Below are 24678 nucleotides of genomic sequence, written 5' to 3'. Positions count from 1 at the left end.
CCTCTGCCAACAACGATTTAGCAACGTTCAACCGTTGCCGGGCCTGCTTGTGCCCTGAAAAAGCCAATGCCCTGAAAAGGAGACCGCGTCATGCTGGACAATAATAATGCGGTGGTCGTTACCACCTTCATGGTCTATTTCATCGTCATGTTGATTATCGGTTACGTGGCGTGGAAGCGATCCTCGGACTTCTCCGATTACGTGCTGGGTGGCCGTTCTCTCGGCCCCTTCGCTACCGCCATTTCCACCGGTGCTTCGGAAATGTCCGGCTGGCTGATGGTGGCCATGCCCGGCGCCGCTTATCTTTCAGGTCTTTCCTCGTTCTGGGTCGCCGCCGGACTGCTCACCGGCTCGTTGCTGAACTGGTTGATCGTCGCCCAGCGCCTGCGCGTCTACAGCTTCGTGGCGAACAATTCGTTGACGATCCCTGAGTTTCTCGCCGAGCGATTCCAGCAGCACACCAAGGTATTACGCCTGGTTGCCTCGCTGTTCATCATCGTCTTTTATCTCTTCTATACCAGTTCGGGACTCGTGGCCGGCGGCAAGTTGCTCAATACCGTTTTCGGCATGAACTACGAGCTTGCCGTGGTGATCGGCATGCTGGCGATCATCTCCTATACCTTCTTCGGCGGCTACCTGGCGGTCTCCTGGACTGACGTGCTGCAGGGCATCATGATGCTGTTCGCCCTGGTCGCAGTGCCGATCGCCGCGATCATGGAGCTCGGCGGTATCGAAGCTTCCATCGCGTCGGTCCAGAACGAATCCCCTCATATTCTTCAGTGGTTCACCGATGCCGCCAGCGGCGAACAGCTGACCTGGATCGCCATCGCCAGTTCGCTCGCCTGGGGATTGGGTTACTTCGGCCAGCCTCACGCACTGGCGCGCTTTGCCGGTATCGATGACCACCGCAACATTCCTTTCGCCCGCCGCGTAGCAGTTTCCTGGACCGGAATCGGCCTGATTTGCGCGCTGTCGATCGGTGTATTGGGCCACGGCTTCTTCGCCGACGGACTTGCCGACCAGGAGCGCATATTCATGTTCATGGTCGACATGTTGTTCAACCCGGTCATCGCCGGCGTTCTATTGACCGCCATTCTGGCAGCGGTCATGTCCACGGCGGATTCGCAGCTGCTGATCTGCTCCTCGACCATCGCCGACGATATCTACAAGGCGACCTTCCGCAAGCACGCCTCTCAGAAGGAACTGTTGATGGTCGGCCGCCTGGCTGTACTCGGCGTCTCGGCAGTGGCGTTGATGCTGGCGCTGGTTCCCGATTCCGATGTCCTGGATCTGGTTTCCTATGCCTGGGCTGGCTTCGGCGCTTGCTTCGGCCCGACGCTGATTCTCTCGCTTTACTGGAAGCGCATGAACCAGTGGGGCGCGCTGGCAGGCATCGTCGTCGGTGGTATCACCGTCATTGTCTGGTCACGAATCTCGGGCGGCCTTTTCGATCTCTACGAAATTGCACCCGGCTTCGTCTTCTCGCTGGTCGCCATCGTGCTCGTCTCGCTCGTCACGGCGGCACCGATCTCTCCGGTCCTGCGTCAATTCAACGAGATGCAGTCCGAACTCCACGGGCCTGAACAGGAGGTTCACGCATGAAGGTTCTCGTCGGCGTCAAGCGCGTCATTGATTACAACGTTCAGGTACGGGTGCGGCCGGATAACACCGATGTCGACCTGACCCATACCAAGATGGCCATGAATCCGTTCTGCGAGATCGCCGTGGAAGAGGCGATCCGACTGAAGGAGAAAGGTGTCGCGACCGAGATCATCGCGGTGAGCGTCGGGCCGAAAGGCGCCCAGGAGCAGTTGCGCACGGCGATGGCGCTCGGCGTCGACCGGGCTCTGCATATCGAGAGCGAGGAACGCGTCGACTCGCTGGACGTCGCTCGCGTCATGGAGAAGATCGTCGAGGAGGAACAGCCGGGGCTGGTAATTCTCGGCAAGCAGGCGATCGACAGCGACAACAACCAGACCGGTCAGATGCTGGCGGCGCTGACCGGCATGGGCCAAGGCACCTTCGCCTCCGAGCTGGCCGTCGACGACGAGCACGTCACGGTGACCCGCGAAGTCGACGGCGGCCATCAGACTCTGTCGCTGCGTCTGCCCGCCGTCGTCACCACGGATCTGCGCCTGAACGAACCGCGTCATGCGCGCCTGCCCGACATCATGAAGGCCAAGAAGAAGCCCATCGACACGCGCTCTCTCGAATCGCTCGGGGTGGAAATCGATCGCCATCTCACGCTCGAGCGGGTCGAAACGCCTGCCGAGCGCAACGGCGGCGTCAAGGTCGGCTCGGTCAGCGAGCTGGTGGAAAAGCTGAAGCACGAAGCCAAAGTGCTTTGAACAAAGTGCTTTGAACAAAGACCTTTGAAAAAGCACCAGACAAACCCTGGAAACGAGTCCCGGAACACGTCCTTAAAGGAGCTGACCGCATGAGCATCCTGATCGTTGCTGAGCATCAAGACGACACCCTAGCCGAGGCCACCGCCCACGTGGTCGAGGCGGCCCGCCAGATCGGCGGGGAAATCGATATTCTCGTCGCGGGAGAAGGCATCGGCGCCGTGGCCGAAGCCGCCGCACGTCTGGATGGCGTGCGCGCGGTACTGACAGCGGACCACACCGTCTATGCCCATCAGTTGGCGGAGCCGATGGCCACACTGCTCGACACGCTGGTCGCGAACTACACCCACTTGCTGGCGGGGTCTTCCACGACCGGCAAGAACGTCTTGCCCCGCGTGGCAGCGCTCAAGGGCGTGCCCCAAGTGTCGGACATCATCGGTGTCGAATCCGCCGAGACGTTCAAACGTCCGATCTACGCCGGCGGCGCCATCGCCACGGTGCGTAACGGCGCGCCGCTCAAGGTCATCACCGTACGCACCAGCGCCTTCGATGCGGTCGGCTCGGGCGGCAACGCCCAGATCCAGGCGCTCGACACTGTCGTCGACAACGACCTTTCCACTTTCGTCAGCGACGCACGCGCAACGAACCAGGGGCCGGAGCTGGGCAGTGCGCGAGTCGTCGTCTCCGGCGGACGCGGGCTCGGCAGCGGCGAAAACTTCAAGCTGCTCGAAGGCGTGGCGGCGCAGCTCGACGCCGCCATCGGCGCCTCCCGCGCGGCGGTGGATGCGGGTTACGTCTCCAACGACATGCAGGTCGGCCAGACCGGCAAGGTGGTCGCGCCGGATCTCTATATCGCCGTGGGCATCAGCGGTGCGATCCAGCACTTGGCGGGCATGAAGGATTCCCGCGTGATCGTGGCGATCAACAACGACGAGGAAGCACCGATCTTCAAGGTCGCCGACTACGGCCTGGTCGGTGACCTGTTCGAGGTGATGCCCCAGCTGGAGCGTGAACTCAGGGCCTGATTCGCGGACGCGAAGACACTTCGGTCGATCCGACAGCGCCGCGACGGCGTGTCCAACTTCCGAGCTGCGGGCCTGTCGGTTGGAGCAACGAATAGATGTGATTAGGCCTGGCGCCTGACGATTATCGGTCAGCCCAGGTCTCTCCCGGCAGCCGCTAGGCGCCGGGGCCACACTCCATACATTGATTCACCATCGCCGGTTTCAGCAGCAGCCGAGCGCTCAGCTCGCGTAGCGCGGTCTGAAGCCCCTCTTCCAGCGTCGGGTGATAAAACGGCATTCCCAACATTTCCGGCACGGACAACGCCTGCTGATGCGCCCAGGCAAGCAGGTGCGCCAGATGTTCGCCCGCGGGCGCGCAGAGCTCGGCGCCGAGAAAACGACCACTGCCATATTCGCCGTAGAGGCGCAGATAGCCCCGATTGGCCGCCATGATGCGAGCCCGGCCCTGGTTCTCGTAGGAGAATTCGCTGACGCTCAGCCTGTCGCCGTGCTGCTCCGCCAGCGCGGCATGCCCGGGCCCGACGCGGGCCATCTGCGGCTCGCAGAACGCGATGCTCAGCGGGGAACGGCGCGGCGCAGCGTAGACGCCTTTCCCGCGGCCGGCGTTGTCGCCGGCGATCTTGCCTTCGTCCGTCGCCTCGTGCAGGACCGGCGTATCGTTGTCGACATCGCCAGCCATGTAGATATGGCCGAACGCCCCGTCCCCGTTGCGACAGCGCAGCGTATGGCGATCGACCTCCGGCATGCCCCGCTCGTCCAGCGCCAGCCCGGCGCGGGGCAACTCGAGCCTATCGACATTGGGCTTGCGCCCCGTCGCGATCAGCGCGTGATCGAAAGATTCGGTCATGGATTCGTTGGATCGGCGATCGGTAAAGCGCACCCTCACCTGATCGCCATGGCGCTCGACGATTTCCGCATCGCCGCGCGTATCGAGATAGAACTCCTCGTTGAACAAGCGCTCGCATTGGGCGATCACCTTGTCATCGGTCAGCACGCCCAGACTGCCGTGCTGACCGAACAGGCGCACTCGCACGCCGAGTCTCGCTAGCGCCTGGGCCAGTTCCAGCCCGGTGGTCCCCGGGCCGAACACTGCCACTGATTCGGGCAGCGTCCGCCATTCGAACAAGGTATCGCTGGTCACCAGCCGATCCCCGGCAATCTCGAATGGCTCGGGAATGACCGGCCGCGATCCGGTGGCAATGACGACTCTCTCTGCGGTAAGCCGAACGTCATCACCGATGAGCAGCGTATGGGAGTCTTCAAAACGGGCCAACCCCTGATATCGGCACGACTCGGGAATGGAATCCATCGACTCCAGCACATGGCCCACGAACCGATCCCGCTCCTGGCGGACGCGCGTCATCACCGCTTCGCCATCCACGCGCACTTCGCCGTCGAGCCGTACGCCAAACGGCGCGACATGACGAACCTGATGCGCCGCATTGGCTGCTGCAGTCAGCAGTTTGCTGGGCATGCAACCCACCCGGGCGCAGGTCGTGCCGGAGGTTCCGCCTTCGATCAGCGCCACGCTATCGGTGTGGTTGCTGGCAGCCTGCCAAGCCGCCAGTCCCGCGCTACCGGCACCGATGACCGCGACCTCGAACCGATGCTCCTGCATGCTTCCTCCCTATGGGCGCGCCCAGATCGAATGAGCGTCAATCCGCCTGCGGCTCGAGCTCGACCTTGATCCAGCCTTCCTCGCGACGATCGAATGCCTCGTAGGCTTCGAGCACGTCGGAGATCGGCGTGGCCTGGCTGAGAATGTCCGCCGGGTCGATCAGCCCCGTCCGGGTCATGTCGACCAGCTTGGGGATGTACTTGCTGTGGTTGCAGTTGCCCATCCTCAGCGTCAGGTTGCGGTTCATCGCCATGCCGATCGGAAACTGGCGGAAATCCGGCGGGTAGACGCCGATGATCGACAGCGTGCCGGCCTTGGCCAGACTGCGAACCGCCCACTGCAGCGCCTGACTCGGCGCATCGCCGGGATGCCAGTTGTCACCGTCGGGATTCGTTTCCGGGGCGTTGGCACGCGACTCCTGCTCCTCGGTCTCGATGTCGCTCTTGTCGCCGGCGTGGGCATCGTGGGCGTGCTCGGCATCGATCCCCACCGCATCGATGGCACGATCCGGACCGATCCCGCCGGTCAGACGCTGCAGCGTCTCGACCGGATCTTCCCGATCGAAGTTGATGCACTCCGCGCCCAGCTTGCGCGCCTTGTCGAGACGATCCGGCTTGGAGTCGATGGCGAAGACCCGGCCGGCGCCGAACAGCTTGGCGCTGACGATGGCGCACAGCCCCACCGGGCCGCAGCCGAACACCGCGACACTGTTGCCATCCTTGATCTCGGCGAGATCGGCGCCGAAGTAGGCAGTCGGCAGAATGTCCGATATCACGATCGCCTGTTCGTCGCTGACTTCGTCGGGCAGCTTGGTCAGCACGGTGGTGGCGAACGGAATGCGCGCCTTCTCGGCCTGCAGGCCGTTGAAGGGTCCGGTCGGCGCCGGCCCGCCGAAGAACGAGGTGCCGGCCTGCTTGCCGTTGGGGTTGGCGACGTCGCATTGGGCGTAGTAACCGGCGCGGCAGTAGGAGCAGTTGCCGCAGCCGATGGTCGAGGAGACGACGACCCGGTCGCCGATATCGAGATTGCGCACGTCGTCGCCGAGTTGCTCGACGATACCGACGCCTTCGTGTCCGAGAATGGTGCCGGCTTGCATCGGTGTGAAGGAGCCGCGAACGAAGTGCAGGTCGGTGCCGCACAGTGCAGAGGTGGTCAGCCGAATGATGGCATCGGTCGGTTCCTGAAGTTGCGGCTCGGGAACGTCATCGACGCGAATATCACCGATAGCGTGAAAGACGACGGCTTTCATCATGCCTCCTGATCATTTTCAGAGTCGGGTGTCGAGAAAGTACGAGTCATACACGCAGGCATCCTGCGTGCATGAATGAATGAATGAGCTCGTACGCGACAAATCTCCTTGAGCGTAGATGGCGTCGGATAACTCGCCACGCGCCTTCGAAAGACCGGATTAACGTGAGTCAAGTGCGGTAACAGGCGTCCATGAAACGACCCGATATCCAGGTGGATATCGGGTCGTTCACAGGAAGATACTTTTCGTCTTGCTTCCTGCTGGTTACGCCATGGCTTCACACGCTTCGGCGCAGCGGTGGCAAGCCTTGGCACACTCCTGGCAATGCTCGGCATCATGCTTGGCGCACTCGTCGCCACACGCCTTGCAGATATCTGCACAGAGTCTGCAGATCTGGCTGGCATATTCGCTACCCTGCGCCATGAGGGAGGCCGCCAAACGGCAGATCTGTGCGCACTGCCTGTCCAGACGGATACATTCCGCCATCATTTTCACGTCGTCTTCTTTCAGGCAGGCAACAGAGCAGGCATCGCAGTAAGCTGCACAGACATGACAACTCTCGATGCAGGATTGATATTTTCCGAAGTCCATCTCGTCTCCTTTGGCGCTTTGACTATCGCCCATTGATCGACAATCACTATACCGGGACTGTATTCAACAGCCATTCAAGGTGTAGTGACTTTCAAGACTTCGAACAAGTTTTGATGACATATATATCCAATATCGCCCTATCTCGTTGATTACCTAACACAAAGGTTTGGCTGGACAGGAATGAACGGCCTATTGGGACGGCAATTAAAAACAAATTCGTCATTTAAATTGAATCAACCTTCCAAAATGATTTCGCTGGATGGATATCGATTTTTAGGCTTCGAGACCGGCGTTGCAGTAAAGGAATAGGGAGGATTCATTTTCAGCTCATCCCCATAAGCCAACCTAGCGGCATCGAATCAGGAGCGCAGTCGATGCGGGCAGGAGCGAAGGAGGAGTTGATGCAGTCCAGGCTAGTACGGTGGATTATGATGCTGGCAATGCTCGGCGTTGCCACGCTGGCTGTGGCGCAGGATCCGTTCGGACAACAGGGCGACTTCCTGCCGCCGGATCAGGCCTTCAAACCGACGCTGGTGCAAGACGGCAACAACCTGGAGATCAACTGGCAGATCGAGCCCGGTTACTACCTCTATCGCCACAGCTTCTCCGCTCAGGCCAACGAGCGCGAACTGTCACTCGACATTCCTGATGGGGAGACAATCGAGGACGAGTACTTCGGTCGTTCCGAGATCTACCGTCATGCGTTGAGCATGACCACGCAGCCAGGGGAAGCCGATACCCTCACCCTTCATTGGCAGGGTTGCGCCGATGCCGGCCTCTGCTATCCGCCCCAGCAGCGGACTTTCGAGCTGGAATCCGTCGCCGGTGCCTCGGGGAGCGGCACCACGAACACGAACGCGCCGCGAACGGATGCTACGACCTCTACGCCGAACGCGTCATCTGCCACGCCATCGTCTGCCGCACCGAGCCCCACCACTCAGACCCAGACAGACGTGGCGATGGCGGAAGATCAGCAGCTGGCGGCGCAGCTCGCCGGCGGCAACTGGATCTGGACGCTGGCAGCTTTCTTCGGCATGGGGTTGCTGTTGACCTTCACGCCCTGCGTGCTGCCGATGATCCCCATCCTCTCCAGCCTGATCGTCGGCCAACGTCGCAGCGGCAAGAATCCACGCGCCGCCGGCTTCGTGCTCTCGCTCGTCTATGTTCTGCCCATGGCCGCGACCTACGCGATACTGGGCGTGGCCGCGGCCATGGCCGGCGCCAACCTGCAGATGCTGTTCCAGAATGTCTGGTTCATCGGCATCTTCTCGGTGCTGTTCGTGGTGCTGGCGCTCGCTATGTTCGGTGCCTTCGAGCTCGAACTGCCGCGAGCGCTGCATCAACGCCTGGATGCGAGACTGTCGAAACAGCGCGGTGGCCGACTCAAGGGCGCCGCTGTCATGGGGGTGCTCTCCGCCCTGCTGGTCGGCCCCTGCATGACCGCTCCTCTCGCCGGCGCTCTGCTCTTCATCGCCGAAACCGGCAATCCGTGGCTGGGCGGTGCGGCGCTGCTCGCGCTGGGCCTCGGCATGGGCGCCCCGCTGGTACTGATCGGCACGGCCGGCAGCCAGTTGCTGCCCAAGCCTGGTGCCTGGATGACGCGCGTCAAGGCACTGTTCGGCTTCGTGCTGCTGGGCATGGCGATCTGGTTCGTCGCCCGAATCCTCTCGGATGCCCTCGTTCTTGGCCTGTGGGGCGCGCTGGGCCTGGGCGCCGCGATTTCTCTTGTGATCATGGCGCGGGGCAACGGCACGGGTAGCATTCTGCCTCAGTTCGCCACCGCCAGTGCCGCCATCATCGGTCTGTGGAGCGCGTTGATCCTGATCGGTGCCGCCGGTGGCGCCAGGGATCCGTGGCGGCCACTGTCGGTCTACGTCCCGAGCGGTGCGGCAGCGACCTCCCAGGACGCCAGCGGGTCCGGGCCTATCGCGTTCGACGATGTAAAGGATCTGGCGACGCTCGAACGCCGTATCCAGGCAACCGCCAACGGCGGCCAGATGACACTGGTCGAATTCACTGCGGACTGGTGCGTCTCCTGCGAGGTCATCGAACAGGAAGTGTTCAGCGACCCGACCGTCAAGAATGCGCTCCAGGACGTGCAGCGGCTGAGTATCGACGTCACGGATTACGACGCCGAGGATCAGGCGATCATGCAGCACTTCGGTGTCGTCGGTCCGCCGACCCTGATGTGGTTCGGTCCCGACGGTCAGGAGCAGCGCAGCGCCCGCATCATCGGTGAACTGGATGCCGAGGCCTTTCTCGACCGCTATGCGCAGGCCAGACAGCGCACCAACGAATCCACGGAGGGCTGACCATGAATCCGCTCGATCGCAGTATCGCCCTGGGACCCCTGGGCGTGAGTCTGGGGCAGCTTCTGCTGGCCCTGGCCATGATCGTCGCCCTGATCGTGGGTGCCTGGGTGGGCCGTCGTCGACAGGTCAGCGTCGGCGATCTGCTGTTCAATGCGTTGCTGATCGGCGTGATCGGCGCACGTGTCGTTTTCGTGGCCCGCTACTGGCAGAGCTACGACACGTTCTGGTCCTGGCTCGACATCCGGGATCGCGGGTTCGAGCCGCTGGCGGGGCTGGCTATCGCTTTCGTCTATCTGGCCTGGCGTTTCTGGCGGCAGCCGGCCATGCGCCGCCCGTTGGGTACAGCGGTGCTAGCGGGTGCATTGGCGTGGTCGATGACGGCCGGCACCCTGGCGCTGATGGCGCCCCGCGGCGCGAGCCTGCCCTCGATCCCGTTGGCGGCTCTCGATGGGTCACCGGTGGCCCTGCCCGCCGTGCTGCAGGAAGCCGACCGGCCCATGGTGGTCAATCTCTGGGCGAGCTGGTGTCCGCCCTGTCGTCGCGAGATGCCGATGCTGGAACAGGCCCAGCAGGCGCGGGACGACGTGTCGTTCGTATTCGTCAACCAGGGCGAGAGCGTCGACGCCGTCGAGACGTTTCTGCAACGAGAGTCCCTCTCGCTCGATCATCTCTATCGCGATCCGGACATGACCTTCGGTCGGGAAGTAGGGGCCATGGCCATGCCGACCACTCTCTACTACGACGCCGACGGCCAGCTCATCGATACCCACTTCGGCGAGCTTTCCCGAGCCACGCTCGATCGCAGTCTCGAGCGCTTCGACCCATGACGACCCAGACGCGCTTTCAACCCGAGCGCTTCAATCGACCTTCCCGCTAGACATTAACTGACGGAGATGACCAGGATGCACGACCACGCCCCCCGAATGATGCCACTACGGCTCGCGCTGCCCCTGGCCACCGGTATTGCCCTGGCGGCAAGCCTCCCCGCCTTCGCCGAAGACTGGCCCGCACCGATCCAGACACTCGAGCAGCAGGGCCTCACCATTCACGGGGAATTCGATGCGCCCGGCGGGCTCAAGGGCTACGCCGCCAGCGTGCGCGGCCAGTCCGTCGCGGCCTATCTGACCCCGGACGGCGAGCATGCGGTCGTCGGTACGCTGATCGACGCGCAGGGCCGGGATGTCTCCGCCGAGCCGCTGGAACGGCTCGTCGACGGACCCAGGAATGCCGAGCTATGGCAGGCAATGGCGGATCATCACTGGGTTCGTGATGGCGATGCCGATGCATCGCGAGTGGTCTACACCTTCAGCGATCCCAACTGCCCCTACTGTCGCAAGTTCTGGCAGGACGCTCAGCCTTGGGTCGAGAGCGGTGATTTACAGATTCGTCATCTGATGGTGGGCGTACTCAAGGCGGACAGCCCCGAGAAAGCCGCCGCGATCCTGGCCGCCGACGATCCCAGCGCCGCGATCGCCGAGCACTATCGCACCGGCACCATGCCGGATAGCGAGGGAACCGACCAGAGCGAGCAATGGGTCAGCGACAACACGCAACTGATGCGCGACGCCCAGCTCTACGCCACGCCGGTGACCTTCTATCGGAACGACAATGGCGCGGTACACAAGGTTATGGGCGCGCCCTCCCCGGACAAGCTGCGGGCCATCATGGGCAGCGACGCGCCCTGAGTTTTCTCATCCCCCTACTCACCCACCCCTGCTCACCCGCCCCTGGCGAATCAGGCCAGGGGCAGCGAGAGCGTGACGCGGAGCCCGATACCGTTGCCGGAGGCGAGCCTCACGCTCCCGCCGGCCCGGGTGGCGATCGCCTCGACGATGGATAACCCCAGCCCGCTGCCCCGGGGATGATTGCCGCGATGAAAACGCTCCGTCAGGCGGGCGATCTGTTCGGGCGGAATGGTCTCGCCCTGGTTGACGATGTCGATCACGGCCATGCCATTCGTCTCGTGCGCCTCGATCTCGATCGGGGTTTCGGGCGAACCGTGACGCATGGCGTTCTCGAGCAGATTGCGCAGCGCAATCACCAGCAACTCCCCGGATAATCCGACGTGGATTTGGTCGATCGACGCGTGCCAGTGGCAGCGATCACGACTGCCGGTTTCCACCATCGCGGCCTCCAGGGCCTCGCCCAGCCGCGTGGGGTCGACGCTCCCCCGCGTGATCTCCTCGCTCTCCATGCGTGCCAGCAACAGCAACTGGTCGAGCGTCTTCGTCAGCCGCCCCACCCCCGCCTCCGCCTGCTGCATCGCCTCCCGGCGGGGATCGCCGTCGACGCGTCGCGCGATCTGAAGATGGGTACGAATCGCGGTCAGCGGCGTGCGCAGCTCATGCGCGGCATCGTCGGTAAAGCGCTGCTCCAGCTCCAGCATGCGCCGGGTGCGCGCAAGCAGGGTGTTGAAACCGTCGATCAGCGGACGAATTTCCCCCGGTAGACCGCGGATCGGCAGTGCCGAGAGATCGTCGTGATCGCGTGACATCACGCGTCGCTGCAGCCTCGACAGCGGCGACAGCCCGCGGGTCACGCCCCACCACAGCGCGACCAGGCTGCCGATCGACGCGAGCAGAAAAGGATAGAACGCCGCACGGCGCACCTGGGCCAGTAGCGACTCCCGCTCCCGCAGGCGATCCGCCACGGTGATTCGCCTGTCGTCGTCGACCAGGGTATAGACGCGCCAGCGCTGACCGTTGTGATCGCGATAGCGGTAGCCTTCGCTGTCGACCGCGAGAACATCGTTCATTTCCGGGTGCGTGCCCGCCACCACTCGCCCGCGCAGCGACGACACGCGGCAGGCGACGCCCTCGAGCGCAGGGATGGTCGAGGTCTCGCCCATTTCTCCATCCCAGGCCGCCGCCGGCACGCGATCGAGCAGGCCGGCCACCATTCGCGCCGACTGAGCCAGACGCTGATCCAGCGAACGCTCGAGCTGGCTCGAGAGATCGCGCATCGACCACGCCGCCGTCAGCCCCCACAGCAGCATCAGCGTGATCCCGAGCGTGGCGACGAGACGCAGCCGAAGGCTCATGAGGGTATGTCGCCATGAAGTCGCTCGTCGGCGGGAAGCGCGCCGAGACGGTAGCCGACGCCCCGGACCGTCTCGATCACTTCGCGTCCCAGCTTGCGACGCAACTGGTAGATATGCACGTTGAGGGCGTTGCTCTCGATCTCGTCATCGATGCCGTAAAGGCGGTCCTTCAACTGGTCGGCGCTCAGGATCCGCCCACGCGCGCGCATCAGCGCCTCCAGCAGCATCAGCTCGCGACGCACCAGCGCCACCGGTGCGCCATCCAACGTCACGCTGCGAGCGACGGGGTCCAGCGCCAGGCGCCCGTGGCGAAGGGAGCGGTCGACCTGCCCGGCGCTGCGGCGCAACAGCGCCTGCAGCCTTGCCGTCAACTCATCCAGATCGAACGGTTTGACCAGATAATCGTCGGCCCCGCCCTGAAGCCCTTCGACACGACTGGCAACGGCGTCTCTCGCCGTCAGCATCAGTACTGGCATGGCAATACCCGCACGACGCCACTGTTGCAACAGCGTCAGACCATCGCCGTCGGGCAAACGGCGATCGAGCACCGCGGCATCGTAGTCGATCGCGGACAACGCCCCGCGTGCACCGTCCAGCGTGGTCACGATATCGACGACGAAGTCGCTCAGCGCCAGCCCCGCTTCGATGCCTGCCGCCACCGGGGCATCATCCTCGACGAGCAGCACGCGCATTTCCCTCTCCCCGCTTCATCGTCCGTTGCCTCACACCCACTCATGCCCGCCGCAGTCTGGCAGGCGCCGATGAGGCCAGGATGAGTTCGCCCCTCAGTGAGCGGGCGATGATCGACGGGCCAGCCACCACCCAGACACCATGGCGACCAGAAACAGCGCCAGCGGCCAGCTCAGCCCCGGCAGCGAGGCGACCGCCGGCCCCGGGCAGTAACCGGTCAGCCCCCAGCCGATGCCGAAAAGCGCCGCACCGCCCAGCAGCCGGCCGTCGAGATCGCGGCGCGTGGGTAGCTGAAAGCGCACGTCCAGCACCGGCGCCTGCCGCCGCCAGACCAATCGATAACCGATGAAAGTGGTGACGACGGCGCCACCCAGCACGAAGATCAGGGTCGGATCCCAAGCGCCGGCCACGTCGAGGAAGCCGATGACCCGTGCCGGATCGGTCATGCCGCTGACCGCCAGACCGAGCCCGAACAGCAGCCCGGCCAGATACCCCGCCAGCGCTTTCATACCGAGCCCCCCAGCATGTGCCGCGAGACGAACACCGTCAGCATGGCGACCAGCACGAAGACGAGCGTCGCGGCCATCGACCGAGGCGAAAGCCGCGCCAGCCCGCAGACCCCGTGCCCGCTGGTGCAACCGCTACCCAGACCGGTGCCCAGCCCGACCAGCAGCCCTCCCGCCAGCATCAGTAGTGGTCCGGCCACCGGCAGGCCGACCACACCGGTGCCGGCAGCCGTATTGCCCAGACCGCTTCCCGTCAGCATCAACACGGCCGGGCCCGAAACCAGCCCGAGCAGAAAGGCCAGACGCCAGGGCCTGTCCCCGCCGCGGTCGAAAATCAGCCCGGAGAGAATGCCGCTGATCCCGGCGATCCGCCCCAGCAGCCCCATGAGCAGGGTGGCGGAAAGGCCGATCAGGACGCCGCCCAGCGCACCTTGCAACCCACTCATCGTTTCCATCTCGTGTCCTCTTGAGGTTGTCTCTACCACGATTGTCTAAACCAGTTGTCGCGTCTCAACCAGCTGTCGCGTCTCAACCGGCAGTCGCCGAATGCCCGGGGACGGGCGATTCGATACAGGGATGGCTCAACGGCGCCGACCCGCGGCCATGCAGCTCGCACCAGGCATCGAAGGTGCTCAGGAAGACGCGGCCATTGAGCGTCTCGAGCAGTTCGGTACGACTCAATCGATCCATCACCGGTCCTTTCACTTCGGCGAGATGCAGCCCGATATTCTTTTCCCGCAGGCGCCGATTGAGCGCCTCGAGACTCTCCAGCGCCGTCGCGTCGATGACGTTGATCGCCTGGCAGGCCAGCACCAGATCCCTTGGCGGCGGATCGCGATTGACCACCGCCGTGACCAGGTCTTCCAGATGGCGAACGTTGGCGAAATAGAGACTCTCGTCGACGCGCAGAATGGCGACACCAGCGTCGGTCTCCACGGCATGGCGGCGGACGTTGCGAAAATGCTCGGTGCCGGGAATGCGGCCGACTTCCGCGCTGTGCGGCCGACTGGTGCCATACAGATGCAGCGCCAGCGACATGGCGACGCCGACCAGGATGCCCACGTCCACGCCCAGCATCAGCGTCGCCAGCGCGGTCGCCGACATCGCGATGCCCTCGCCGCGAGCATAGCGCCAGACGCGCCTGAACGCCGCCAGATCGATCAGCGAGACGGTGGCGATGACGATGGTCGCCGCCAGCGTCGCCATCGGCAGCTCCCGCAGCCACGGCGACAGGAACAGCATGGCCAGCGCGATGCCCACGGCGGTGAAGGCGCTGGAGGCCGGGGTACGGGCGCCGGCATCGAAGTTGACCACGGAGCGGGAGAAGCCGCCGGTGATCGGCATGCCGCCGGTGAAAGCCGCCGCCAGATTGGCCCCGCCGAGCCCGATCAGTTCCTGGTCCGGATCGACGCGCTCGCCACGGCGCACCGCCAGCGCCTGGGCCACCGAGACCGATTCCACGTAGCCGACGATGCTGATCAGTACTGCCAAGCCGATCAGCGAACGCCACAGCTCCGGCTCCCAGTCGGGCAGGGTCAGCGGTGGCAGCCCGGCGGGAATCTCGCCGATGACGGCCACGTCGCGGCCCAACCACCCCGCCGCACTGGCCACCAGCGCCGCCAGCACGATGGTGGCGATGGGCGCCAGCTTGACCAGCACGCCCGCCGCCCTGGCCGGCACGCGGCAGCGTTCCAGCGCGGGCTTGCCCCACCGCCGTATCAGCCACAGCAGCAGGAGCGACCCCAGCCCGATGACCACTGTGGGCAGGCTGACATCGCCCAGCGCCGAAGGTAGCCGGGACAACAGCGCCGGCAGCGTCGAACCTGAGAGCTCGACACCGAGCAGCTGCTTGAGCTGACTCGCCGCGATCAGCACGCCCGAGGCGCTGACGAATCCCGTCATCACCGGGTGGCTCAGGAAGTTGACCAGAAAACCCAGCCGGCAGAGCCCCATGATCAGGAGAATGGCCCCGGAGAGCAGCGCCAGCACCAGGGCCGCGGCGATGTAATCCGACGAGCCCGATTCGGCAACCTGCGACAGCGCCGATGCCGTCATCAACGACACGACCGCCATCGGGCCGACGGAAAGCGTCGCGCTACTCCCCAGCAGGGTATAGACGACCAGCGGCACGAGGCTCGCATACAGCCCCACCACCGGCGGAAGTCCCGCCAGCATGGCGTAGGCCAGCGCCTGCGGGATCAGCATCAGCGCCACGATGGTGGCCGCCAGCAGATCCTCGCCCAGCAACTCGCCGTTGTAGCGCCGCCCCCAGTCGAGGATCGGCAGCCAGCGTGCCAGCCCGGCTCTGTACTGCTGATTCATGACTCGTCGGCCTCGTTAGCTGAACCGTGCCACGCCCCGGGGTTCATCTCACTCCCACACCGCGCCTTCCAGCGCATTGAGAGGAATCTTCAGATAGCGCTTGCCGTTGCTCTCCGGCTCGGGGAGACGTCCGCCGAGAATATTGACCTGCAACGCGTGCAGGATCAGCTTCGGCATCGGCAATTCGCTGTCGCGGCGGTTGCGCAGCTCGACGTACTCGGCCTCGCTGCTCTCGCCGAGCCGGTGCTTGTTGTGCTCACGCTGCTCGCGCACGGTGCTTTCCCACTGCGGTTCGCGGCCGTCGGGCATGTAGTCGTGACCGGTGAACAGGCGCGTCTCGTCGGGCAGCACGAGGATCGCCTGGATCGAATGCCATAGCTGATGGGCGTCACCGCCGGGGAAGTCGGCGCGGGCGGTGCCGAAATCGGGCTGGAACAGGGTGTCATGAACGAAGGCGGCATCGCCGATCACGTAGGTGATCGAGGCCAGCGTATGCCCCGGCGAGTGCATCACGCGACAATCGATCTCGCCCAACTTGAAGGTATCCCCTTCGTCGAACAGATGATCCCACTGGCTGCCGTCGTCCTTCAGGTCCGGCCAGTTGTAGATCGCCTTCCACAGCGCCTGCACCTGGGTCACCGGCCGGCCGATGGCGGTGGGCGCGCCGGTTTTTTCGTGCAGATAGCGCGCGGCGGAAAAGTGATCCGCGTGCGGGTGGGTATCCAGAATCCACTCGACCTCGAGCCCTTCGCGCTCGATATACGCCAGCAGCTCGTCGGCATGATGGGTCGCGGTGGCACCGGACTTCTCATCAAAATCGAGCACAGGGTCGATGACCGCGCAACGCCGCGTGGCGGGATCGCTGACGACGTACTGAATGCTGAAAGTGCGAGGGTCGAAAAAGCCGGCGACGTCGGGCCGGCCGCGTTCCCTATCACCTCGGGAGAGAGCAAAAGTGTTCATGGCGACTCCTTGGGGAAGACATGCCCCTAGAGTAACGCCAAAAATGTTCTAACGTTAGATCTTTTTGAAATATAAAAGTCGACGCAAAATTCTCTCTATGCCATCTGGATATAACCGAGGCACCTGTTATCCGTGACCGCCAGATAGCATTGGCTGCCGAGCCACCAACGAAGAGCAGAAGCATGGTGGAATCGTGCAGGCGGGCGCGGAATGAAGGAGAGCGGCGGAACGGGAGAGCAACGAAAAATGAAAGAGGGCCCAGGCGCAAGCGCCGGGGCCCTCAGTAAGCACGACCATAGGTGCTTGGCTATCACGGTCTCGCAAATCCGTGAATCCATGGCATCAGAACATTCCTGTCTGCATTCCTGGCGAGCATCCATCCAATGGAAGGCGACAGCATAAAGCCAAATTATGATTAGGGATAATGATCTAGCCTAAGTATCCGTAGGATTTTGCTACTCATCGTAAACGAGCCGACAGCTCATGCTCCCTCGGGCTGCCCGCCCTGTCTCGCCAGCAGTACGACTCAGCAGCGCTCCAGATAGTGGACGCTGAACAGGTCCTCATCGTCGGTCCAGCAGGCGCGCGCCTTGAATCCCGCGCGCTCCGTCAGTGCCTGAAAGCCTTCGACCGTGTACTTGTAGGAATTTTCTGTATGGATGGTCTCGCCTTCCAGAAAATGGAAGCGCTCGCCCTCGATCGCGACGAACTGGGGTAACTGGCTGACCAGGTGCATCTCGATGCGGGTTTGCGCCTCGTTGAAGAAAGCCCGATGGGCAAAATGCCCGGGGTCGATTTCGGTGTTCAGCTCCTCGCGCAGGCGATCCAGCAAGTTCAGGTTGAAAGCTGCCGTCACGCCTGCCGCATCGTTGTAGGCGGCTTCGAGTGTCGTCTTGTCCTTGATCAGGTCGACACCTATCAGCAACCCGCTGCCAACGGGCAGCAGGGAGTGCAAGCCGCGCAGGAAATCCTCGGCGGCCTGCGGGTCGAAGTTGCCGATGCTCGATCCCGGGAAGAAGCCGACCGGCCGTTCGCATCCCAGCCCCTCCGGCAAGGCCATGTTGCAAGAGAAGTCGGCACAGGCGGCGTGCACCTCGAGCCATGGATAGTCGGCAGCCAGACGGCGCGTGCTTTCGAGCAGGAATTCCCGGGAGATATCGATGCCGAGATAGTTTGACGGTCGCATGGCTTCCAGCAGCAGCCGAACCTTGCGACTTGCCCCGCTGCCGAGTTCGATCAACGTCGCCTCATCACCGGCGATGTTAGCGATGTCCTCGGCGGCGTCGGCCAGGATCAGTTCCTCGGTTCGTGTCGGGTAGTACTCCGGCTGTTCGCAGATCCGGTCGAACAGCTCGGAGCCCCGCTGATCGTAGAAGAACTTTGGCGAGGCGAACTTCTGGTCGGCGCTGAATCCCGTCAAGATCTCGTCGCGAAGCGACGTCTTGGCAGGGGTCGTGTGCATGTCATGGAATTGTACGGCCAGGGTCATGATCAGCTCTCCTTGGAAACCTATGATTAATTATTCCGCTGGGTAATACGGCGTTAATCAGAGGCTTACTTGGCAAGACGGAAACCGGAAAACGCCCAGCGGGCATGAGGCGGGAAGAAGTTGCGATAGGTGACGCGGATGTGATCGGCCGGCGTCGCACAACAGCCGCCTCGCAACACCATCTGGCCGGACATGAACTTGCCGTTGTATTCGCCCAGGCTGCCCGGCAACTTGCGAAACCCCGGATAGGGGCGATAGGCGCTGCCCGTCCACTCCCAGACATCGCCGAACATCTGGCCCGACGCGCCTGTGTCCCCGGCAGCAGCGACCGGCTGCAGATGGTCCTGCTCGACGAAGTTCCCCTGCCCGAAGTCGTCCTGAATGTCGGCATCGTGGGCCACTGTCTCCCACTCGGCCTCGGTGGGCAGGCGGGCACCGGCCCACTGCGCATAAGCATCGGCTTCAAAGAAACTGACATGGCAGACCGGCGCGCTCATGTCGACCGGTACCAGGCCGCCCAGGGTGTAGTGGTGCCAGACACCGTCACGCTCGACCCAGTAGAGTGGCGCCTGCCAGCCTTCGGCCTTGACCGTGGCCCAGCCGTCCGACAACCAGTGATCGGGCTTGTCGTATCCACCCGCCTGCATGAACGCGAGAAACTCGCCGTTGGTCACCGGGCGGTCGGCGATCTGGAATGCCTCGACGAACTGGCGGTGGCGCCCCATCTCGTTGTCATAGGCAAAACCCTCCTCGGTGTCGTCATGGCCGATGTACCGGACGCCGGCCGGGTAGGCATGCCAGCCGAGCGCAGCGACGTCATGCGCAGGCGTCGGCGCCAGGTCGTCCCGATAGACCGGGCACAAGGGGTTCTGGGCCAGGATGTGCTTGATATCCATCAGCAGCAGTTCCTGATGCTGCTGTTCGTGGGGCAGGCCCAGCTCGAGACGTCGGAGAATCTCCTGGAGATGTTCCTGCGGTGGATCGCTGAGCAGCGCTTCCATGGCCCGGTCGATGTGAGCGCGATAGCGATAGACATCGTCCACGGTCGGCCGCGAGATCATGCCGCGTTCGGGCCGGGGGAACGGCGTGCCATGGGTCACGTAATAGGAGTTGAAGAGGTGATCGTACGCGGGGTCGAGGGTCTGGTAGGCGGGATGAAACGGTTTCAGGATGAAGGCTTCGAAGAACCAGCTGACATGGGCGATGTGCCATTTCGGCGGGCTGACATCCGGCATGCTCTGCACCATGTAGTCTTCCTTGTGCAGAGGCGCACAGATGGCCTCGGTGGCGGCACGGATTCGCTGGTACGCACGCAGCCATTCCTTGGCGTGCAGGTTGTCTGGCGTTTCGATTGCCAAACCTTGAGCAGGTGACATGGACGACTCCTTTCTCAGTATCACTCCATTGACGTGGATCCGGCGGGCCAGGCCGCCGGGGCCTAAAGGGCAAAGCGTATCGATCCTGTAAACAGCGAGAGCGCTTCCGCGCCGAGTCCTCCGACGATCAGCAGCACGCCCGCCACGGCCATCGTGGAACGCGCCCACAGGCCCGACAGCACATGCACGGCGGACTGGCGACTGCCGAACATCATCGGCGCGACGATGCGCAGGTAATAGAACAGCGAGACGACGGTGTTGATCACCGCCACGAGCGCCAGCCAGGCGTAACCGCCCTCGAGGGTGACGCGAAACAGCATCAGTTTGCCGAAGAAGCCGACCAGCGGCGGGATACCCACCAGGGATAACAGCGACACGATCATTATCGTTGCCGCGATCGGTGCGTTTCTGGCCAGCCCCCGGTAATCGTCCAACGCAGTACGGCCTCTCAGATGCGTGACCACGGCGAAGGCAGCCAGGTTGGCCGTGGCATAGGTTGCCAGGAAGAACACCAGTGCCGGCAGGGCCTGATCGCTGATGCCCAGCACTACGATGGCCATCAGCGCATACCCGGACTGGGAAACCGATGACCAGCCCAGCAGACGGCGCACATCCGTCTGTCGCAATGCCGCCACGTTGCCCAGCGTCATGGTGGCGACGGAGATCGATGCCACGATCGCCCGCCAGGCGACATCCGGCGGCAACAGGGAAACAAAGCGAGCCAGCGCCACCGCGGCGCCGACCTTGGGGATGACGGTCAGAAAAGCCGCCGCGGGTACTGGTGAGCCCTGCGCCACATCCGGCATCCAGGCGTGGGCCGGAAACGCCGCCAGCTTGAAGGTCAGGCCCAGCACGACGCAGGCCGTGGCAATGGTCAGCGCCAGGCGGTCGCTGTCCGTGGCCAGCGCCTGGGTAATGTCCGGATACCCGGTACTGCCGGTCAGGCCGAACAGCACCACCACACCGATCGTCAGCAACGCATTAGTTAGGGCACCGATCAGGAAATACTTCATGCCGGCTTCCAGCGCGGGCGCCCAGCCACGGTGATAGGCGGCCAACGGGTAACTGGCCACCGAGGACAGCAGCACGCCCAATACCAACTCCATGGTATCGCTGGCCGATGCCATCATGCTGACGCCCAGCAGGGCGAACAGAACCAGTGCGTAGTACTCACCATGGCGGCGATCGGTCCGCATCCATTCAGGCGACATCGCAACGACCATCGCACCGGCGGCCAGCACGACCAGCTTGCTGGCGAGCGCCACGCCATCCAGGGCCCAGACACCGGAAAACGTCAGTCGCGGCGCCCCGCCCCATTGCGCGAAGGTCAGCCCCGCACCGAGACCGATAGCGAGCAGGGCCAGCACAGCTGCCCAGTGATGCTGCCGCTGACGGACGAAGCTGGCGAACAGGACGATCGCCACCGCGCCCAGCGTCAGGCTGATTTCCGGCAATACGTCACCGATAGGCATCAGTGGCCTCCCATCAACAGCGTCGCCGATGCCTCGACCAGTGTCAGCAGAAACGCCGGCGCCACGCCGATGATCACGAAGCCTGCCGACAACACCGCGAGCACGCCCCACTCGATGGGACGCAGATCCTCGAACTGCGCCCAGCGCTCCGGCATCGCCCCGAAGAACACCTTCTGCAGCATCTGCAGGAACAATGCTGCCGTCACCAGGATGCCCAGCACGCCGATGACGGCGAGCCACGGATAGACACCAAAGGTGCCGACAAAGATATGGAATTCCGCCACGAAGCCGGCCAGGCCAGGCAGGCCCAGACTGGCAAACGATGCGAGCACGGCGAAAGCGGTCAACCACGGAGCCTGACGAAGCAATCCACCGTAGCTGTCCAGGTCGTACTCCTCGGTGCGCTGCCAGAATGAGCCACAGATCAGGAATAGCGTGCCAGTGATCAGACCATGCGCCACCATTTGCACCGTTGCCCCGGTCAGCGCTATTTGCCGGGCGACAGTGTCATCGCTTAGCACCGCGGCGGCTACGGCGATCCCCAGTACCGTGTAGCCCATGTGGTTGATCGAGGTGTAGGCGATGCGTCGTTTCAGGTTGCTCTGACCAAGCGCCACGAAAGCCCCGTAGAGAATCGACGCGACCGCGAACAGCGCAATGACCAGGGCATAGCGTGAGAACGTCTCCGCCATCATGGCGAACGGAATGCGGATGATCCCGTAGGTGCCCATCTTGAGCAGCACCCCGGCGAGAATCGCCGAGACCGGCCCCGGAGCATCGACATGCGCCTGGGGCAGCCAGGTATGCACGGGCACCACCGGTGTCTTGATGGCGAAGCCGAGCATGAGGGCAAGGAACACCAGGCCGGCCGTCATGCCCGCGCCCGCCAACGGTTGCTGCTCGATGAGCACGCGCATGTCGAAGGTGTGCGGTTCGACCGACAGATAAAGCCCGATGATCGCCAGCAGCAGCAACAGCGAGCCGCAGAAGGTGTACAGAAAGAACTTGAACGCGGCGAGCTGCGCCTGGCCATGCCCCCAGCGGCCGATCAGGAAGAACATCCCCACCAGGCTCAGGTCGAAAAAGACATAGAAGAGCAGCAGGTCCAGCGCCAGGAAGACACCCAGTGACACGGACTGCAGGAAGAGCATCCAGGCGTAGTACTGGCGAGGCTGATGCTTCGTGTCCACGGGGTAGGCGATACTCGCCGAGAAGACCAGCGCACTCATCGTCGCGACAGCCAGGGCAATGCCATCCACGCCCAACCTGTAGCCCATGCCCAGGCTGGGTACCCAGGGCACCTCCTCGACGAACTGGAATAGCGCACCTTGCGGATCGAACTGTCGCCACGCCCAAGCCAGCAACAGCACCGGCAACACCGAGACCGCAATGGCAAATCGACGAGCCGTGACCTCGGTCCAACGGCTTGAAACGGCGAGTACGAGGGCCCCCAGCATGGGAAGCCCCAAGGCTGCAGTCAAAATCAAAGGAGCACTCCTATGCTCAGAATGATCAGGATCGCGGCGAGTCCGGCCGCGATACCGGTGTAGTAGTGATGCATCTGCCCGGTGTGCGCCCGACGTGCCACTTGTCCCGCCCAGTCGATGCCCTTCGCGAGCTGGTTCGTGGCACCATCGAACGCGCCTTCGCCACGCCGCTCTCCCAGCCTGGCCAGCCACGCACCGAAGCGGGCACTGCCCCGGATCCCGGCATCCACGGCGCGATCGTCGAAGCGTGCCAGGCCATGGCTGAACATCATCACGGCATCCGCGCCACGCGCCGTCAACGTCGGCAGACCCAGCCAGTCCGCCATAGCGGCACGCTTGTCGCTCTGCTGGCGCGACACCTCACGACGCACCGCCCAGGCGCCGAGGCCCACACCCAGCGCCACCAGCAGTAGCGATACGATCAGTTCCCATAGCTTGGTCTTGGGGAAGTGCACAGACAGCAAATCAGCAAGGCCATTTCCGACACCGGGCCACCAGAGTATCGACAGCGCCAATGTGCCTGCCGCCAGCAGGTAGAGCGCGACGGCTTCCGCCCGGGAGTGGCCGGGCCGGGAGACAGCCTCGCTCATGCGGTCATGCCGCCCCCGCCCGAACGCCAGCAGTTGAAAGCGTGTGGCGTACAGCGCACTGAGCCCTGCCGCCACGGCGACGATCACGGCCAGCCAGGACGCCTGATGGCCGGCGGCCGTGACGATTTGCTCCTTGCTCCACGCCGCACTCAGCGGGACGACGCCCGCCAGCGCCAGGCTGGCCACCATGGCGGCTGCCGCGACGCCAGGAAGCAGGCGGCCCAGGCGCATCGCATTCAGCGAATAGCTGCCGACATGGCGTTCGGCGACGCCGGCCGCCAGAAACAGGGCCGCTTTCGTGAACGCATGCGTGACGAAGTGCACCAGGGCAACACCGGGAAAGCCCGCCCCTGCCGCCAGCCACATCAGGCCATACTGGGCCGACGTCGAGGCAGCCAACAGCTTCTTGGCATGGCCCTGAAGACAGGCCACGACGCCCCCTGCCAGGGCAGTGGCCAGCCCCAGCGTGATGGCGACCGGCGCAAACCAGGCGACGGCGGACAACTCCGTATGCAGCCGAATCACCAGGTAGATCCCCGCCGCGACCATGGTCGCCGCATGGAGCAATGCCGACACCGGTGTCGGCCCGGACATGGCGGCAAACAGCCAGGGAGAGAACGGCACCTGGGCGGATTTCGCGGCAGCGGCCAGTACGGCGCCGGCAACGAACACGTCCAGCAGCCACCCATCGAGCCGGGACAGTTCGTCAAAGGCAAACGAACCCGTGCCGGCAAACGCCGCCGCCGCGGCAATGTACAACCCCAGATCCCCGAAGCGAGTCACCAGGAACGCCCAGGCGGCATCCCTCAGGTTGCCAGTCTTCTGCCACTCATGGGCGATCAACGCCCACGAACATGCCCCGACCAGTTCCCACGCGATCAGCAGGGTGACGAAATCCTCGGCCAGGACGAGCAGCTCCATCGCCCCGACGAACGCCGTCAGCAGCGCCACCAATCCGACGGGCGAGCGCGCCGTCCCCCCGTCACTGACAGACGATGCTTCATGGTAGGCGCTGTAGACGATGATCGGCGCGGCGATCAGTGGCACGACGATGGCGAACACGGCGCTCGCGGGCGTCATCCCGATCGACAGGACGATCAGGGAACTCCAGCGATAGGTGCCGCCCCAGTCCGCCGTGACCGCAACGCTCGCGAGCAGCAAGGTAGCGACCGTAATCGCCACCCCCGCCAGCGCCAGCGCGGCACGGCCCCTGTCGTCGCCCAGCCAACGCTTGCCGACCCCATGGATGACAGGGGCAGCCAGCAAGGGCAAGAGAGGAACGAACCACAGCATCAGTGCTTCAGCCCGGTCAGCGATTCGGTCACGTCGGCCTGCTTACCGCGGAAGACCGCGACCACCAGGGCAAATCCCATCGCCATCTCGATGGCCATCACCGCCATGACGATGATCGTCAGCAATTGCCCTTCCGGCGCCCCGGCCCCGCTGAAGGCCCAGAACGCCACCGCCGCCAGCATGACCCCGTTGAGGATCAGCTCCAGTCCCATCATCAGCATCACGAACGACTGCTGGGAAAGCGCACCATAGATCCCGATACCGATCAGTGCCGCTGCCAATAGCAAAAGTGTGGTGAGTGTCATGCAAG

The 24678-nt window shown here is 63.9% G+C and carries 21 protein-coding genes; 6 read left to right on the top strand and 15 right to left on the bottom strand.

All coding sequences use genetic code 11. The features are described from left to right. Window positions 1-90 precede the first annotated feature (90 nt). The 3 genes from putP to R3F72_RS14965 all read left to right on the top strand — a co-directional run bounded on the left by putP (window position 91) and on the right by R3F72_RS14965 (window position 3370). A complete protein-coding gene (gene putP / locus R3F72_RS14975) occupies window positions 91-1602 on the top strand; it encodes a sodium/proline symporter PutP (protein WP_087719909.1) in 1512 nt (503 codons plus the stop codon). Continuing rightward, complete coding sequence (locus tag R3F72_RS14970) at window positions 1599-2348, top strand: electron transfer flavoprotein subunit beta/FixA family protein (RefSeq protein ID WP_332780054.1); 750 nt, start codon at window positions 1599-1601, stop codon at window positions 2346-2348. The genes putP and R3F72_RS14970 overlap by 4 nt, the downstream gene beginning before the upstream one ends. A gap of 89 nt (window positions 2349-2437) precedes the next feature. Beyond that, entirely contained in the window at window positions 2438-3370 is a 933-nt protein-coding gene (locus tag R3F72_RS14965; RefSeq protein WP_303854695.1) for an electron transfer flavoprotein subunit alpha/FixB family protein, read from the top strand. Between the two features lie 154 nt (window positions 3371-3524). Here the strand turns inward: R3F72_RS14965 and R3F72_RS14960 are convergent, their stop codons facing one another. From R3F72_RS14960 to R3F72_RS14950, 3 genes are all read right to left on the bottom strand, one after another. After that, a complete protein-coding gene (locus R3F72_RS14960; RefSeq protein ID WP_087719906.1) occupies window positions 3525-4988 on the bottom strand; it encodes a dihydrolipoyl dehydrogenase in 1464 nt (487 codons plus the stop codon). A gap of 37 nt (window positions 4989-5025) precedes the next feature. After that, window positions 5026-6237, bottom strand: coding sequence for a zinc-dependent alcohol dehydrogenase (locus R3F72_RS14955; protein ID WP_332780053.1), 1212 nt, complete (start codon window positions 6235-6237; stop codon window positions 5026-5028). A gap of 264 nt (window positions 6238-6501) precedes the next feature. After that, window positions 6502-6828: a four-helix bundle copper-binding protein gene (locus R3F72_RS14950; RefSeq protein ID WP_332780052.1), complete on the bottom strand. Its 327-nt coding sequence runs from the start codon at window positions 6826-6828 to the stop codon at window positions 6502-6504. A 431-nt stretch (window positions 6829-7259) separates the two neighbouring features. On the opposite strand from R3F72_RS14950, the gene dsbD reads away from it, so the two are divergent. The 3 genes from dsbD (at window position 7260) to dsbG (ending at window position 10825) form a co-directional block, all read left to right on the top strand. Continuing rightward, entirely contained in the window at window positions 7260-9140 is a 1881-nt protein-coding gene (gene dsbD / locus R3F72_RS14945; RefSeq protein ID WP_332780051.1) for a protein-disulfide reductase DsbD, read from the top strand. 2 nt (window positions 9141-9142) lie between these two features. After that, window positions 9143-9967 carry a prolipoprotein diacylglyceryl transferase family protein gene (locus tag R3F72_RS14940; protein WP_332780050.1) on the top strand — a complete coding sequence of 275 codons (825 nt, stop codon included), beginning with the start codon at window positions 9143-9145 and terminating at the stop codon, window positions 9965-9967. 75 nt (window positions 9968-10042) lie between these two features. Next, on the top strand, window positions 10043-10825 hold the full coding sequence (dsbG, locus tag R3F72_RS14935) for a thiol:disulfide interchange protein DsbG (RefSeq protein ID WP_332780049.1): 783 nt from the start codon (window positions 10043-10045) through the stop codon (window positions 10823-10825). A gap of 50 nt (window positions 10826-10875) precedes the next feature. Here the strand turns inward: dsbG and R3F72_RS14930 are convergent, their stop codons facing one another. The 12 genes from R3F72_RS14930 to nuoK all read right to left on the bottom strand — a co-directional run bounded on the left by R3F72_RS14930 (window position 10876) and on the right by nuoK (window position 24673). After that, on the bottom strand, window positions 10876-12180 hold the full coding sequence (locus tag R3F72_RS14930; RefSeq protein WP_332780048.1) for a sensor histidine kinase: 1305 nt from the start codon (window positions 12178-12180) through the stop codon (window positions 10876-10878). Beyond that, window positions 12177-12872 carry a response regulator gene (locus tag R3F72_RS14925; protein ID WP_303854772.1) on the bottom strand — a complete coding sequence of 232 codons (696 nt, stop codon included), beginning with the start codon at window positions 12870-12872 and terminating at the stop codon, window positions 12177-12179. The genes R3F72_RS14930 and R3F72_RS14925 overlap by 4 nt, the downstream gene beginning before the upstream one ends. A 93-nt stretch (window positions 12873-12965) precedes the next feature. Continuing rightward, complete coding sequence (locus R3F72_RS14920; RefSeq protein WP_303854774.1) at window positions 12966-13379, bottom strand: DUF6691 family protein; 414 nt, start codon at window positions 13377-13379, stop codon at window positions 12966-12968. Then, on the bottom strand, window positions 13376-13831 hold the full coding sequence (locus tag R3F72_RS14915; protein WP_332780047.1) for a YeeE/YedE family protein: 456 nt from the start codon (window positions 13829-13831) through the stop codon (window positions 13376-13378). The genes R3F72_RS14920 and R3F72_RS14915 overlap by 4 nt, the downstream gene beginning before the upstream one ends. A 73-nt stretch (window positions 13832-13904) precedes the next feature. Next, complete coding sequence (locus R3F72_RS14910; protein WP_332780046.1) at window positions 13905-15698, bottom strand: SulP family inorganic anion transporter; 1794 nt, start codon at window positions 15696-15698, stop codon at window positions 13905-13907. A 48-nt stretch (window positions 15699-15746) separates the two neighbouring features. Beyond that, window positions 15747-16661 carry an MBL fold metallo-hydrolase gene (locus R3F72_RS14905; protein ID WP_332780045.1) on the bottom strand — a complete coding sequence of 305 codons (915 nt, stop codon included), beginning with the start codon at window positions 16659-16661 and terminating at the stop codon, window positions 15747-15749. A gap of 526 nt (window positions 16662-17187) precedes the next feature. Next, window positions 17188-18150, bottom strand: a complete 963-nt coding sequence (gene egtD / locus R3F72_RS14900) for an L-histidine N(alpha)-methyltransferase (RefSeq protein ID WP_332780044.1) — start codon at window positions 18148-18150, stop codon at window positions 17188-17190. Between the two features lie 65 nt (window positions 18151-18215). After that, window positions 18216-19526: an ergothioneine biosynthesis protein EgtB gene (gene egtB / locus R3F72_RS14895; RefSeq protein ID WP_332780043.1), complete on the bottom strand. Its 1311-nt coding sequence runs from the start codon at window positions 19524-19526 to the stop codon at window positions 18216-18218. Window positions 19527-19588: 62 nt separating this feature from the next. Continuing rightward, window positions 19589-20998: an NADH-quinone oxidoreductase subunit N gene (locus R3F72_RS14890; RefSeq protein WP_332780042.1), complete on the bottom strand. Its 1410-nt coding sequence runs from the start codon at window positions 20996-20998 to the stop codon at window positions 19589-19591. Then, window positions 20998-22467: a complex I subunit 4 family protein gene (locus tag R3F72_RS14885; protein WP_332780066.1), complete on the bottom strand. Its 1470-nt coding sequence runs from the start codon at window positions 22465-22467 to the stop codon at window positions 20998-21000. The genes R3F72_RS14890 and R3F72_RS14885 overlap by 1 nt, the downstream gene beginning before the upstream one ends. Before the next feature lie 14 nt (window positions 22468-22481). Continuing rightward, complete coding sequence (locus R3F72_RS14880; RefSeq protein ID WP_332780041.1) at window positions 22482-24368, bottom strand: NADH-quinone oxidoreductase subunit 5 family protein; 1887 nt, start codon at window positions 24366-24368, stop codon at window positions 22482-22484. Then, a complete protein-coding gene (nuoK, locus tag R3F72_RS14875) occupies window positions 24368-24673 on the bottom strand; it encodes an NADH-quinone oxidoreductase subunit NuoK (RefSeq protein WP_087719884.1) in 306 nt (101 codons plus the stop codon). Before nuoK ends, R3F72_RS14880 begins: the two co-directional genes overlap by 1 nt. Between the last annotated feature and the right edge of the window lie 5 nt (window positions 24674-24678).

It is taken from the genome of Salinicola sp. 4072 (assembly GCF_036663415.1).
GTDB classification, from domain to species: Bacteria; Pseudomonadota; Gammaproteobacteria; order Pseudomonadales; family Halomonadaceae; genus Salinicola; species Salinicola salarius_A.
This window is presented reverse-complemented; position numbering and strand designations above follow the sequence as displayed.